Raw genomic sequence first — 14,682 nt, 5'->3', positions numbered from 1 at the left:
CTCCCGTCCGCACGCGGTGGGGGTGGAGTTCCAATCGGAACGTCCACCCCCACCGTCGTGTTGTGCGTGTGTGTCTGGTCAGCCCTCAAGCGGAGCGATCCACCGGATCTGGGTGCCCACCCCGCCCTGGCCGCTTCCGGCATCGAACGAGCCGCGGTGTCGTCGTGCACGTTCCGCCATGTTCGCCAAGCCGGAGTTTCGGGTACGCGATGGGTCGATGCCACGACCGTCGTCGGTGATCGTGATGCGCACGCGCCCCGATTTGCCGCGCCCCGACACATCGACGCACACGGCGGCTGCGGTCGCGTGCGCGTGGCGGGCGATATTAGACAGGCCTTCGCGCACGATTGCTACGACGTCGTCGGACAGGTCTGGGTCGACGCGACCGTCGAACTCGTCGATGACGACGAGCTCGTTATCCAGGTCCGAGTTGATGGCGCTGCCGTCAAGCGTGATGAGCAGCGAGGGCGCAAAACCGAGGGCGGAACGCGTCAGCGACGATTCGCGGCGGATTCTCTCCACCAGGCCGACGGCCTTGTCGCGCTCGCGTAGGTTGTGCACGATCGTGCGGATCTGACGCACGGCCTCGTCGATGGAAGCGAGCGAGGAATCGATGAGGGACTCGAGGGCGGCCGGGTCCGTCTGGCCGGCTGCGACCTTCTGCTTGGCCGCATCCAGGGCCATGCCGGTCGCAAACAGCTGCTGGATGGCAAAGTCGTGGAGGTCGCGCCCGATACGGTCGCGTTCGTCCAGCAGTGCGGCCACGTCCTGCGCGTGGCGAGCCGACGCAAGCTCGAGGGCAAGCGTGGCCTGGGAGGCGAGGGATTCCGCGAGCGAAAGCTCGGAGCTGTCGAACTCGGGTGCGCCGATCTGGCGCAGCAGAATGAGGACACCGGACGACACGCCACGTGAACGTAGCGGCGCGTACAGGGCCGATCCGAAGGCGGCCAGCTGGGGGACACGCATCGTCTGCGCGCGCGACATCGAGTCCACGATCATGCCGGTACCCTCGTGCAACACGCTCATCGCGCGGCCTTCGGGCGGGAAAGTCAGACCCAGCAGGCTGGAGGCGTTCTTGCCGTCGACGATTTCGGCAGCCCACGTGTCGCCCACGGACTGCAGGACGATGATGGCGGTGTCCGCGTGGGACACTTCGCGCACGGTCTTAGCGATGAGCTCGAGCGCCTCCTCCTCATCGGCGCCCTCCAGCATGGTGGTCGTCAGCGACTGAGAGGCGCTGATCCACCGCTCGGTGCGCTTCGAGTCCGCGTACAGGTGCGCGTTTTCAACGGCGATACCAGCGGCGGGAGCGAGCGCGCTGAGGACAGCGGCATCGGCGGACGAATACCCGCCCGCCTTCCCGCACAGGTACAGGCGTCCGTAAACCTGCTCGTGCACGAGGATCGAGACGCCCAGGAACGGGGGAGTGGAAGCGGGCAGATCAAGGTCGGGTGCGTCCGACGGCGAGTTGACGAGGAGAGGCACGCTCGCGGGGATCGCCGTCATGAGAGACTCGGGGACCTCGGGGACTGGACCGTCCTCGTGGAATTCGAGTTGCAGGGTGGTGGCCCCCCACGTGTCCAGGACCGAGAGCGTGGCGTGCGGAGAGGACGTCAAGGCGCAGGCCTGGTCCACGAAGTTCTGCAGGCCGGCCTTCAGATCCAGCGAGCTGGTGAGGTCCAGGGCCGCTTGCAGCAGCGTGAAGTCAGTGGAGTCGGTGCTCATTGTTCCTCCTGGTCGAGGGCCCAGCGGTAGGCGGGGAGGGCCTGCATGACCTCGTCGTGTGTGCCGCGCGCAGCGATCGTCGCGCACTGGCCGGGCTCGGGCGCAGCCAAGACGATGACGTGGTCGGCCTGGTCCAGGGCACTCAATCGGTGGGTGACCACCAGGGTAGCCCGCTCGGGTGAGCGTGTCAGGAGTGTTTCCATGAGGCGGTCGGCCGTCGCCGCATCAAGGTGCTCGGAGGCCTCGTCGAGAGCCATGATCGGAGCGGGCGCGGCGAGAGCCCTGGCCATGAGGAGGCGGCGGCGCTCGCCGCCGGACACGGTCGTGCCTCCGGAGCCGATCAGGGTGTCGAGGCCGTCGGGTAGGGACTGGACCCACTGCGCGAGGCCGGCCCGGGACAGCAGTTCCGAGGCCTCGTCGCGGGTAAGGGATGCGCGCGCGACCCGCAGGTTTTCGTAGATGGTGGTGGCAAAGATGTGCGCGTCCTCCGCCGTCATCGTGATGCGAGAGGTGAGTTGGTCGCGATCGGCTCCCCACGCGGGAACGCCGTTGATCAGAGTACTGCCTGACTTGGGTGGGATGATGCCCGTGAGGGTCGCCAGCAGCGTCGTCTTGCCGATGCCCGAGGGCCCGACGATCGCGAGGGATGATCCCGGGCGCAGCTCCAGCGAAATTCCCGTTGCGAGCGTTGGCCCGCCCGGCCAACCGATGGCGAGATCGCGTGCCTCGATGACGGTGGGTCCCTCCGGGATGTCGTGGGGCTGCGCCGGTGCCTCCTCGTCCAGGAGCGAACAGATGCGCGTCGCGGCCTGGGCGCTGCGCACGAGCTGGGCGGCGGCGGGTGTCAGCTCGGCGACTCCCTCGAAGGCGGATAGCGGGACGAGGACGATGACGGCCAGCAGGACCTGCGCGAGGACCCCCGAGGTCGTCTGCGGGATCCCGATCAGGAGAGCGCCGATCACCGCGACGCCCATCGCGCACACGTCGAGGCCGCGCGCGAACGCGGACAGGCGCGCCGAGCGGGCCAGAGCGGCGCTCAGGGCAGCCTCGGACTCGCTGAGCGAGTGGCGCGCGCGCTCCAGCGTGCCCGCCATGGACAGCTCGGTGGCACCCTCGAGGATCGCGAGCGAGGTCGCCGCGATGTCGGTGCGCGCGTCGGCGCCCTGGCTCTCGGCCAGGCGCACCGATCGGGCGATGAGCGCCGGGGCGATGACGCCCGAGACGACGAGGCTGATCGCGAGGATGATGCCGGCCGCCGGAGAGATGATCGTGATGACGCCGACCGTACCCACGCCAACGATCGCCGCGACAAGAGCCGGCAGGAGAGTCTTGACGACGACGTTGCCAACCTCGTCAACGTCGGCTCCCGCGCGGGTCATGAGATCGCCTCGGCGCAGCGAGGAAAGCTTCGTTCCGGGAGCCGCGGCCAATTCGTCGTAGAGGTTGTTGCGCAGGTTATCCATGCCCGTCAGCGCCACCTTGTGGGAAGCAAGGCGCGACAGGTAGCGTGCGAGGGCACGCGAGACACCAAAGAGGCGAACCGAGGTCGCAGCGACGGTCAGGTAGAGGACCGGGGGTTGCTGGGAGGCGCGTGCGATGAGCCAGGCGGCGGTGCCGCCGAGGGCGATTGCGGCGCTGAGGGCGGTGACGCCGAGAAGCAACGACAGGGCAAAGCCCGAGCGCGAGACTTCGAGCATGGAGATGCATCGGCGCAGCGCAGCGGATTCGGATCGGGTGAGAAAGAGCTTCATGCGCGTGCCTCCTCGTCAGCGGCCGAGCGAACGTCGATGACAGCATCAGCTGCCTCCATCATGGCTGCGCGGTGCGCGATGACGATGACGGTGCGTCCCGCGTCCCGCATCGCGTCGATGGCCCGCACGACGGTTTCTTCGCTGACGGCATCGAGGTGCGCTGTGGGCTCGTCGAGGATGACGACCTGGGAGTGTGCGGCGAGGGCTCGCGTGAGGGCGAGGCGCTGGCGCTGCCCAACGGACAGTCCGACGCCGCCGGAGCCGATGACGGTATTCCACCCGTCGGGGGCGGTGGCTAGGACCTCATCGAAGCCGGTTGCCGCTGCCGCATCGCTGAGGTCGTCGAGAGGCAGAGCACCCATGTTGTCCAGGATCGTACCGGGAACCAGCGTGGGGGATTGAGGCACCCACGAGATCTGGCGACGCCACGCGGCGGGATCGATATCCGACAGGATGGACTCGCCGCTTTCGGAGGACGAGACAGACGGCCGCAGCAGGATGCGACCTGCATCCGGTGTCATGTCGGCCAGCAAACATGCGACAATGGTCGACTTTCCCGCGCCGGAGGGGCCAGAAAGTGCTGTCACGACGCCAGGAGCGATGACGCCGCTCGTCGGAGCCGGAGCCCACGCGCCGCGCGCACGCACGCCGAGGCCATCGAGAACGATGTCGGTGCGTGCCATGTCGGGGCATTCGTCGGTTCCGGAGGAGTCCACGGCCTCGGCCTCTTCGATGATGTCGAACGCTGCCTTCGACGCCGTGACGCCGTTCGCCGATGCGTGGAACTGCGCGCCGACCTGGCGCAGGGGTTCGAAAACCTCGGGCGCGAGCATGATGACAGCGAGGCCGTGGAACAGCGAAATGTTGCCGAAAACGAGGCGCATACCGACCTCGACGGCGACGAGGGCCACCGACAGGGTCGTCAGGAACTCGAGCACGCCGCCCGAGAGGAACGCGACGCGAAGCGTGGCCATCGTAGCCTTCGTATTCGCGGTGCCCAGAGCGTGCAGGTGCGTGCGCGGTGCCTTTTCACGGCCGAGGCCGCGGAGCGTGGGCAGGCCCGACATGAGGTCGAGGAGCTGGGCGGTCAGGCGCTTCATCGACGCGAGCTTCTCCTCTGAGGCCGCCTGCGTAAAGCGCCCGATGAGAATCATGAAGATCGGGATCAGAGGGATAACGATGAGGGCGATGAGCGCGGACCAGAAGTCGAGCAGGAGAATGACGCCGAGGGCCGCCGGGGTCACCGTGCACACGAGGACGAGCTGGGGCAGGAAGGACACGAAGTAGGGACGCAGATCCTCAAGACCGGTCGAGAGCAGCGTCGTCGTCTCCGCGCCCTTGGTCGCCCTCCAACGAGGTCCCAGCGTGACGCTCGCATCGACGACTCGTCCGCGCAGCTCCCTGACCGCGGCAGCGGCCGCGCGAGTGCTCACCGCCTCACGGGCGGCGACGATCAGCGCGCGGCAGGCAAACACGGCCGCAATACCCACAATGAAGGGCCAGACGTCGGCCAGGGACGCGGTGCCCGAGACGACGGGGGAGAGGGCTGCGGAAATGAGAAGCGCCTGGGCGAGAACCAACAGCGCAGTCAACGTCCCCAGGAGGGCCGTCACAGCGATGGGGCCGCGCGCCGAGCGGGCATAACGCAACAAGCGAGGATCAAAGGGACGCACGTATCTATTGTGCCTGAAAAAGCCTCGTCATGGGCCAAAGGTCCCCATCCTCGTGGCGTGACAACAAACGCGCCCGGCCCCTGCGCGAGGGACCGGGCGCGCCGTGATGCGAGGATCAGTTGGCGAAGAAGTTTTCGCCCACACGGATCTTCTTGAGCAGCAGACCCGTCTGCGTCTCGACGTCCTCGGCGCCCACGCGAGCGCGGAACATCCAGTAGGACCAGAAGACGTAGACCAGGACGATCGGCAGCAGACAGACGGTCACGATGGTCATGACAGTCAGCGTTGACGGGGTCGAGGAAGCCTGATCAATCGTCAGCGAGTACGCCGGGTTGATCGAGGACTTCTGGACGGCCGGAGCCATCGACGCGAACACCCACGCGACAGCGCCGGCGATGGCGACCGAGGAGGCCACGAAGGACCAGCCCTCACGACGCAGCGACGCCTGCGACAGAGCCGTCGACGCGATGATCGCGAGTGCAGCGACCACGAGCGGGATCCACGCCAGGACGTTCGTCGTGTAGGCGAACTGACCCCACACGAGCCAGGCGGCGGCCAGGACGGTCGCGGCGATCGTCGCGGGGGCGGCAATTGCGTTGGCGCGGTCGCGGACCTCGCCCGTCGTCTTCAGCGCCAGGAACTGCGCGCCGTGAGCCAGGCACACGGCCATAACGGCCAGACCACCCAGGATGGTGTAGGGCGTGAGCAGCGAGAAGAAACCGCCGGTCAGCTGGTGCGTCGCGGTTGCCAGCGACTGGTTGACCAGCGTCGGGTCGATGACGGTGCCGGTGGCCACGTCAACGACCTCGATGCGCATGCCCTGGACGAAGTTCGCGAAAGCGACGCCGAGCAGGATCGGGACGAGCCACGCGCTGATCGTGTGCGCCCAGTCCCAGGCGTGACGCCACTTCTCGGTGGCGACCTTGGAGCGCCACTCGAGAGCCATGACGCGGATGATCAGGCAGACGAGGATCAGGAACAGGGCCAGGTACATGCCCGAGAACATGGTCGCGTACCACTCGGGGAACGCGGCGAAGGTCGCGCCACCAGCGGTGAGCAGCCACACCTCGTTGCCGTCCCAGTGGGGGCCGATCGTGCGCACGGTCTGGGTGCGCTCACGGTCGCCCTTGGCGACGAAGGGGAGGAGCATGCCGACGCCGAAGTCGAAGCCCTCGAGGATCAGGTAGACCGTCCACAGAACGGCGATGAGAATGAACCACAGGATAGACAGAGTCATGATCGGTGTTCCTCTCAGTATCCGAAGGACAGGTCGGCGGGAGCATCGGCCTCAGCCTTGTCGGCCTTGGACGAGTGGATGCCCTCGACGGCGTAGCGCTTCATGAGGATGTACCACATGACGCCGAGGACGCCGTACAGCAGGGTGAACAGGATGAGCGAGGTGAGCATCTGGCCAGCCGGGACGTTGGGGGAGATACCCATGTCGGTCATCATGTTGACGGAACCCAGGTCGGAGCCCGCGGACAGCGCCTGCAGGTTCGGGACGACAACCCACGGCTGACGACCCATCTCGGTGAAGATCCAGCCGAAGGAAGCGGCAGCGAACGGCAGCGGGAGGTTGACCAGGGCGAGGACGCTCAGCCACTTGTTGGACGAGGTGCGTCCACCGCGGGTGGCCCACAGGCCCCATGCCGCCAGCAGGAAGGCCAGCATGCCCAGGCCGATCATGAAGCGGAACGACCAGAAGGCGACCATCTGCGGAGGACGGAAGTCGTACTGCGAGGCGTCACCGTACTTGGCGGTGAAGTTCGCATCCGAGTTGAGCAGCTCCACCATGCGCTCCTGGACGTCAGCGACGCCCTCGGAGGTGGCGGTGAAGGAGTTGTGCGACATGAAGGACGCGACGCCGGGGACCTTGATGAACTGGGTCGGCTGCGCGCCGTCATCGCCGAGGGGGCAGGAGCCGAACTGGGCAACGGTGAATGCCGCGCCGTCGGTGTCCATGCAGATGCCTTCGGCGGCAGCCATCTTCATGGGCTGGACCTCAACCATCTCCTGGCCCTGGATGTGGCCGGAGGCAGCGGTGCCGAGGCCGCCGATGAGGACGGCGGTCAGGCCGAAGCGGGCGATCGGGCGCCAGACGTTACGCGACTGAGCCATGGCCTCCTCGGAGCCCTCGCGGGCGGTGCGCACCATCCACCAGATGGAGATGCCGGCAACGAAGGAGCCGGCGACCAGCCAGGCGGAGGTGATGACGTGTGCGTATTCGCTCAGGTACACGCCGGAGGTGATGAGCTCCATGAAGCCGCTCACGCCGTCGAGCTCGGCGCGGCCAGTCTCGGGGTTGAAGCGGGCGCCCACGGGGTGCTGCATCCATGCGTTGGCCGCGAGGATCCAGGCCGCGGAGAACATGGTGCCCAGGGCGACGCACCAGATTGTCAGCAGGTGCATGCCCTTGGAGAGGCGGCCCCAGCCGAAGATCCACAGGCCCAGGAAGGTGGACTCGAGGAAGAAGGCGAGGAGGGCCTCAACGGCCAGGGGGGCGCCGAAGATGTCGCCGACGAAGCGGGAGTATTCGGACCAGTTCATGCCGAACTGGAACTCCTGCACGATACCGGTGGCGACACCGAGCGCGAAGTTGATGAGGAGGAGTTTGCCAAAGAAGCGAGTTGCTTGCAGCCAGTATTCCTTGCCGGTGCGGTGCCACGCGGTCTGCATGATGGCAACCAGCAGGGACAGGCCGATCGTCAGCGGCACGAGGACGAAGTGGTAGACGGTGGTAACACCGAACTGCCATCGTCCGACGGTGACCGCGTCAAGCGCTGTCTGCGCGAGGGTCATGATGGGACCTTCTCGTGTTGGGATTGGGGTCGATTGTCCCGTGTCCAAAGTCCGTGGGACCTATGTCACGGGTTGATATTAATGTAGCCCAAAAAGCTCGGTCGGATTGGTTGAAATGCTGGTTCAGAGGCCGTTTTGTGACATACGCGTCCGAATAATTTTTACGGGTTCTTCCGTGAGATATCGCTCCGTGTTGCGTTGTCCTGATCACCCCATCGTCGGTACGAGGCCCTGTTGTGCGACAATAGACGTGAATGGATGTCGCGGGAGTGCCCCCGCGACGAGAGCCGAGCGATGACGTATTCATATGCCGCCGGCCGCTGCGCATCAGCGCTCCACTAGGTTTCCGCCCCATGCGGGCGATGAAAAAGGGTGCGTCCAGGCACGGGGCGCGCACCCGCCATTGGAGAATCGTGACAACCGAATCCACCACGCCCGTGGCACCCGCCGCGTCGTTGCTGTTCCAGGCGCCCGTGTTCCAGGCTGCCCCCGAGGTCGCTCCTCCCGCGATTGTCGAGGAACCCGAGCCTAAGCGTCGCCGTAAGTCCGCTGCCACCGATGAGGAGTCTGCTCCTCGCGAAGAGGCTGCCCCGAAGCGTCGCCGTCGCTCCAAGAAGGCCGCTGACGAGGCCGAGACTGCGGAAGCCCCCGAGGCTCCCGCCTCCGAGTCTGAGGAGGCGCCCGCCGAACCGAAGACCCGCCGTCGCCGTCGCTCCAAGAAGACGGACGAGGCCTCGGCCCCCGCCCAGGAAGACGCCGACAAGGCCGACGCGCCCGCGCAGGACTCCGACTCCTCGGACGAGGAGGAAACCTCCGGTCGTCGCCGTCGTCGCCGTCGCGCGCGCAGCTCCGCTTCCTCCGAGGAAGGCGGTGATCCCGCGGACCAGGTCCAGGCCCTGAAGGGATCCACGCGCCTGGAGGCGAAGAAGATGCGCCGCCGCGAAGGCCGCCGCGAAGGCCGCCGTCGCCACTCCATCTCCGAGTCCGAGTTCCTCGCGCGCCGTGAGTCCGTCGAGCGCACGATGGTCATCCGTGACCAGGACGGCCTCGACCAGATCGCGATCCTCGAAGACGGCCTGCTTGTCGAGCACTACGTCGCGCGTCGCACGCAGTCCTCGATGGTTGGCAACATCTACCTGGGCCGCGTCCAGAACGTGCTTCCCTCGATGGAAGCGGCATTCGTCGACGTGGGCCGCGGACGCAACGCCGTCCTGTACGCCGGCGAGGTCAATTGGGACGCCGTCGGCATGGAGGGCAAGCCCCGTCGTATCGAGGCGGCGCTGAAGTCTGGCGATCCGGTCCTCGTTCAGGTGACGAAGGACCCGATCGGCCACAAGGGCGCCCGCCTGACCTCTCAGATCACGCTGGCCGGCCGCTACCTGGTCCTCATCCCCGGTGGATCCATGATGGGCATCTCCCGCAAGCTTCCGGACAAGGAGCGCGCTCGCCTGAAGAAGATCCTCAAGGCTGTCGTGCCGTCGGGCTCTGGCGTCATCGTGCGCACCGCCGCGGAAGGCGCGACGGAGGAGCAGATCCGCGACGACGTCGCTCGCCTGACCCGTCAGTGGGAGGACATCGAGAAGAAGCGCACCAACACGAAGAGCGCCCCGACGCTGCTGCGCGGGGAGCCTGAGCTGGCCGTGCGCGTCGTGCGCGACATCTTCAATGAGGACTTCTCGAAGCTCGTGATCGAGGGGCGCGACACCTACGCGACCGTCAAGGAATACGTCGACGAGCTCAGCCCCGAGCTCTCCGATCGCGTCGAGCAGTGGGTGGGCACGGAGGACGTCTTCCGCGCGCACCGCATCGACGAGCAGCTCGCCAAGGGCATGGACCGCAAGGTGTGGCTGCCCTCGGGCGGCACCCTGATCATCGACCGCACCGAGGCGATGACCGTCATCGACGTCAACACCGGCAAGTTCATCGGCGCCGGCGGCACGCTCGAGGAGACGGTGACCCGTAACAACCTCGAAGCTGCCGAAGAGATCGTGCGCCAGCTGCGCCTGCGCGACATCGGTGGCATCGTCATCATCGATTTCGTGGACATGGTCCTCGAATCCAACCGTGACCTCGTGCTGCGTCGCCTGGTGGAGTGCCTGGGACGCGACCGTACGCGCCACCAGGTCACCGAGATTACGTCCCTGGGCCTCGTCCAGATGACCCGCAAGCGCGTGGGTGAGGGCCTCGTCGAGGCATTCTCCTCCCCGTGTGAGGCCTGCGAGGGCCGCGGCTTCATCGTTCACCAGCACCCGGTGGAGACCTCCGGAGCCGAACAGTCTTCGAAGGGCTCGAAGGGTTCGAAGAAGCAGCAGAAGAAGGCTGAGCCTCGCCGTATCGAGGACAACGCCGATCACGAGCGCGCCAAGGAGGCCCTGAGCGCGATCGCCGCCGCTTCGACCCGTAAGGAAGAGGAGAGCACGGCTGAGGAGGCCGCTCCCACCAAGAAGCGCCGCACGCGCGCCGCTTCGACCGAGGCCAAGGAACCCGAGGCTACTTCCGTCGAGCAGGTTGCAGCGCCCGAGGCCCCCGCTGAGGAATCCGCATCCAAGCCCGCCGCCGAGAAGGCCGAGGAAAGCGCGACCAAGCGCCCTCGTCGTCGCCGCCGCGTCGCCGAGTCCGCTCCGCTGCCCGAACTGCCCGTGCACATCGACCTTCCCGAGCCGGTCGATCACTCGGACGAGCCTGCGGCCCCCGCCAAGGATGCTTCCGAGATTCAGTTGCCCGAGCATCGCGAGAAGGCTCCGGCCACGCGTCGCCGCGCATCCCGCAAGGCTGCCACGGCCTCGTCCGAAGAACCGGCCGAGGCTCCCGCACCGAAGAAGACCCGTCGCCGCGCCACCGCGCAGACGGCTGTCCCCGAGGTGCAGACGGACGAGGCTCCGGCCACCGCGCCGGTGAGCGCGCCGGCCCTGGAGGAGGCTCCCGCCCAGGCACCCGCCGCGCCGCGCAAGACTCGCAAGCGTCGCGCCGCCGTCTCGACCGGCATCGTCGAGCCCGACGCGGCCCCTGCTCCTGTCGTCATCGACCTGCCCGCGCGCGCCGAGGTGAGCACCCCGGCGGTGCCGACCAAGTCGACCGATGACATTGCGCTTCCCGAGGCGAGCGATCAGCCGCGCGTCAAGCGCCGTCGTCGCGCCGCATCGACCGGCATCGTCGACGCCGGTTAATGCTCCAGGCGCCGGGGGAGGGGTGATCGTCCCTCCCCCGAGCGTAGGGTGTGGAATCGCACAGCACTTCACACCCGCCCGTGACCGTGCCGGCTTGCAATCCGGCGTGCGAATCGGCTAAATTTGATCGTCGGCGCAACAAGCGCCAACGGAATCATGACAATGAGACAAGTCCTCGGCAGTTTCGAGGCGCGATTCCGGTTACGAATACGAGAAGAGATGAGCTCCAACGTGGTCTACGCGATCGTCAAGGCTGGCGGCCGGCAGGAAAAGGTGTCCGTCGGTGACGTCGTCGTCGTCGACAAGCTGGCAGAAGAAATCGGTTCGAGCATCGAGCTCCAGCCGCTGATGCTGGTGGATGGCGACGCCATCACCGTTGACGCAGCCAAGCTGGGCAAGGTTTCCGTCAAGGCTGAGGTTGTTGACTCGGCCAAGGGCCCCAAGATTTCCATCATTAAGTACAAGAACAAGTCGGGCTACCGCAAGCGCCAGGGACACCGTCAGAAGATGTCGGTCGTCAAGATCACCGAGATCGCCTGAACCCGACGTTCCCACGAGCAGAAAGTAGCAACTGATGGCACATAAGAAGGGCCTTGGTTCCTCCCGTAACGGTCGCGACTCGAACGCGCAGCGCCTCGGCGTGAAGCGCTACGGCGGCCAGCTGGTCAACGCTGGTGAGATCCTCGTTCGTCAGCGCGGCACCCACTTCCACCCTGGCGACGGCGTTGGCCGTGGCAAGGATGACACCCTGTTCGCCCTGCGCGCCGGTGCGGTCGAGTTCGGCCGCAAGCGCGATCGCAAGGTCGTCAGCGTTTCGCCGGTCTCTGCCTGAGACCGCGCGCATAAAGGGCGTCCGGCGTTGCCGGGCGCCCTTTTCAACATTCATTTTCAGTCGTCAGGAGCAACAGTGGCAGACTTCGTGGATCGCGTGACTCTGCATGCGATGGGTGGCAACGGCGGTAACGGCGTTGCCTCGATTAAGCGTGAAAAGTTCAAGCCGCTGGCCGGCCCTGATGGCGGAGACGGTGGCAATGGCGGCTCGGTCATCCTGGAGGTGAGCGAGCAGGAGACCACGCTGCTGAACTACCACCGTAGCCCGCATCGTCGTGCGGATAACGGCACGCCCGGCATGGGTGACTTCCGTCAGGGTAAGACCGGCGCGGACATCATCCTGCCGGTTCCCGAGGGCACGGTCGTCAAGTCGATGTCGGGTGAGCTGCTCTCTGACCTGACGGGTGCGGGCGCCCGATACGTGGTCGCCGAGGGCGGCCGCGGCGGCCTGGGCAACGCGGCGCTGGCGTCGAAGGCTCGTAAGGCCCCTGGCTTTGCCCTGCTGGGCGAGCCCGGCGAGGAGCGCGACGTCATCCTTGAGCTGAAGTCCGTCGCGGATGTGGCTCTCGTTGGCTTCCCGTCGGCGGGTAAGTCCTCGCTGATTGCGGCCCTGAGCTCGGCGCGCCCGAAGATCGCCGATTACCCCTTTACGACGCTGGTCCCGAACCTGGGCGTCGTGTCGGCCGGCGACACGCGCTACACGGTCGCCGACGTTCCCGGCCTGATCCCCGGTGCCTCTCAGGGACGAGGCCTCGGCCTTGACTTTCTGCGCCACATCGAGCGTTGCGCCGTCATCGTGCACGTGCTCGACACGGCCGCCTTCGAGACTGATCGCGAGCCGGTTGAGGACCTGCGCATCATCGAGGCAGAGCTGGAGGCTTACCAGGGTGACCTGACGCAGGTCGAGGGCTACGTGCCGATCATGGAGCGCCCCCGCGTCATCGTTTTGAACAAGATCGACATCCCGGATGGGCGTGATCTCGCCGAGATTACGCGCCCGGACCTGGAGTCTTTCGGCTGGCCCGTCCTTGAGGTGTCTGCCGTGTCCCACGAGGGCCTGAAGGAGCTGTCCTTTGCTCTAGCCGGTATCGTCGAGGCGGAGCGCGCGAAGCGTCCCGCCCTCGAGGCTGCTCGTCCCGTCATCCGTCCTAAGGCTGTCGGGCGCAGCGTGGAGATCACCGTGCGCAAGACCCGTAAGGATGGCGAGGAAGTCTTCCAGGTGCGCGGCGACAAGCCGGAGCGCTGGGTGCGTCAGACCGACTTCGCCAACGACGAGGCCGTGGGCTACCTTGCGGATCGCCTGAACGCAGCGGGCGTTGAGGACGAACTGATGAAGGCCGGCGCGGTTGCTGGCGACACCGTCGTGATCGGCGACCTGGATGGAGGCGTCGTCTTCGACTGGGAGCCGACCCTGACGACCGGACCGGAGCTGCTGGGCTCGCGCGGCACCGACCTGCGCCTGGACCAGAACGCGCGTCCAAGCCGCAAGGAGCGCCGCGAGGTGTACCACCAGGTCATGGATGCCAAGACCGCTGCCCGTGACGAGCTGTGGACGGAGCGCCAGGCCGGACACTGGACCGACGCGTCGGATCAGTCATGAGTGGAGTGTCCGCGGCTTCTCGCATCGTCGTCAAGATCGGCTCGTCGTCGCTCACGCGCGAGGACGGCGGCCTGGACCTGAACCGTATCGACTCGGTCGCGCGCCTCGTGGCGCGCTGGCGCGGGGCGGACCGAGAGGTCGTCATCGTGTCGTCGGGTGCGGTCGCGGCGGGCCTTGATCCGCTCGGCTTCACCTCGAAACCGAAGGACCTGCCGAGCGTGCAGGCCGCTGCCGCGATGGGCCAGGGGCTTCTGATGGCGCGGTGGACGGCCGCATTCCAGGCGCATCACCTCGATGCCGCCCAGGTTCTGCTGACCACGGACGACGTGATGCGCCGCGACCACTACACGAACGTGCGCGCGTCGCTGACGCGTCTCCTCGGCCTCGGCGTCGTCCCGATTCTCAACGAGAACGATGCGGTGACCACCCGCGAGCTGCGTTTCGGCGACAACGATCGCCTCGCCGCGCTCATCGCGCAGATGATCAAGGCCGATGCCCTCGTGCTGCTGACGGACGTCGACGGCCTCTACACGGCTCCTCCGGACCACCCGGGCTCGAAGCTGATCGAGCGCGTTGAGAGCGCGGACGACCTCATGAGCGTGCTCGTGACCGGCGCTGGCTCTCGCGTGGGCACGGGCGGCATGGCGACGAAGGTGCAGGCCGCCATGCTGGCGACCACCAGCGGCATCGGCGTGCAGCTGGCATCCGCGGATGCTCTGGAGTCGGTGCTTGCGGGCAAGAACGTCGGTACGTGGTTCGAGCCGTCGCGGGAGCGTCCGGCCTCGCGCCGCCTGTGGATCGCCCACGTGGCTCCGTCGCGCGGCGAAATCATCGTCGACGAGGGCGCAGCCCAGGCGATCACGGTCGGCAAGAAGTCTCTGCTGGTCGCCGGCGTACGTTCCGTGCTTGGCCACTTCGAGGCCGGCGACGTCGTCGACGTGGCTTCCCCGACGGGACTGGTCGCCCGCGGTGTGTCGGGATACGACTCCGACACGCTGGCCGAGATCGCAGGATCGGGCACGGCGGAACTGCAGGCTGCGGGTCATGAGCATCCCAGGCCGGCCATCCACCGCGACGATCTGGCGGTGTTGGGCGACGCATTTTCTGCGCTGAGCGCTGACTGACGCGGCTTGACA

General features: G+C 66.9%; 10 protein-coding genes. 5 read left to right on the top strand and 5 right to left on the bottom strand.

Annotated features, from left to right (window positions below; genetic code table 11):
* Positions 1–78 precede the first annotated feature (78 nt).
* The 5 genes from FBF35_RS06365 to FBF35_RS06345 all read right to left on the bottom strand — a co-directional run bounded on the left by FBF35_RS06365 (position 79) and on the right by FBF35_RS06345 (position 7,948).
* Positions 79–1,725 (bottom strand): GAF domain-containing sensor histidine kinase, encoded by a 1,647-nt coding sequence (locus FBF35_RS06365; protein ID WP_060567445.1) that lies wholly within the window; start codon positions 1,723–1,725, stop codon positions 79–81.
* A complete protein-coding gene (gene cydC, locus FBF35_RS06360) occupies positions 1,722–3,476 on the bottom strand; it encodes a thiol reductant ABC exporter subunit CydC (protein WP_060567444.1) in 1,755 nt (584 codons plus the stop codon). Before cydC ends, FBF35_RS06365 begins: the two co-directional genes overlap by 4 nt.
* Positions 3,473–5,149: a thiol reductant ABC exporter subunit CydD gene (gene cydD, locus FBF35_RS06355; RefSeq protein WP_060567443.1), complete on the bottom strand. Its 1,677-nt coding sequence runs from the start codon at positions 5,147–5,149 to the stop codon at positions 3,473–3,475. The genes cydC and cydD overlap by 4 nt, the downstream gene beginning before the upstream one ends.
* 115 nt (positions 5,150–5,264) lie before the next feature.
* A complete protein-coding gene (cydB, locus tag FBF35_RS06350) occupies positions 5,265–6,386 on the bottom strand; it encodes a cytochrome d ubiquinol oxidase subunit II (protein WP_060567442.1) in 1,122 nt (373 codons plus the stop codon).
* A gap of 14 nt (positions 6,387–6,400) precedes the next feature.
* Positions 6,401–7,948, bottom strand: coding sequence for a cytochrome ubiquinol oxidase subunit I (locus tag FBF35_RS06345; protein ID WP_060567441.1), 1,548 nt, complete (start codon positions 7,946–7,948; stop codon positions 6,401–6,403).
* A gap of 362 nt (positions 7,949–8,310) precedes the next feature.
* Between FBF35_RS06345 and FBF35_RS06340 the strand changes: the two genes are divergently transcribed.
* The 5 genes from FBF35_RS06340 (at position 8,311) to proB (ending at position 14,670) form a co-directional block, all read left to right on the top strand.
* A complete protein-coding gene (locus FBF35_RS06340) occupies positions 8,311–11,115 on the top strand; it encodes an Rne/Rng family ribonuclease (RefSeq protein ID WP_060567440.1) in 2,805 nt (934 codons plus the stop codon).
* 219 nt (positions 11,116–11,334) lie between these two features.
* Positions 11,335–11,655, top strand: coding sequence for a 50S ribosomal protein L21 (gene rplU / locus FBF35_RS06335; RefSeq protein WP_003796298.1), 321 nt, complete (start codon positions 11,335–11,337; stop codon positions 11,653–11,655).
* 34 nt (positions 11,656–11,689) lie between these two features.
* Complete coding sequence (gene rpmA / locus FBF35_RS06330) at positions 11,690–11,947, top strand: 50S ribosomal protein L27 (RefSeq protein ID WP_003792637.1); 258 nt, start codon at positions 11,690–11,692, stop codon at positions 11,945–11,947.
* A gap of 75 nt (positions 11,948–12,022) precedes the next feature.
* Positions 12,023–13,546: a GTPase ObgE gene (gene obgE, locus FBF35_RS06325; protein ID WP_060567439.1), complete on the top strand. Its 1,524-nt coding sequence runs from the start codon at positions 12,023–12,025 to the stop codon at positions 13,544–13,546.
* Positions 13,543–14,670 carry a glutamate 5-kinase gene (gene proB, locus FBF35_RS06320; protein WP_060567438.1) on the top strand — a complete coding sequence of 376 codons (1,128 nt, stop codon included), beginning with the start codon at positions 13,543–13,545 and terminating at the stop codon, positions 14,668–14,670. Before obgE ends, proB begins: the two co-directional genes overlap by 4 nt.
* The last annotated feature ends 12 nt before the right edge of the window (positions 14,671–14,682 follow it).

The sequence above is a fragment of the Schaalia odontolytica genome, from assembly GCF_005696695.1.
In the GTDB taxonomy this organism is placed as follows: domain Bacteria; phylum Actinomycetota; class Actinomycetes; order Actinomycetales; family Actinomycetaceae; genus Pauljensenia; species Pauljensenia odontolytica_C.
The sequence above is the reverse complement of the archived record's forward strand: the minus strand, read 5'-3'. Positions and strand labels throughout refer to the sequence as shown.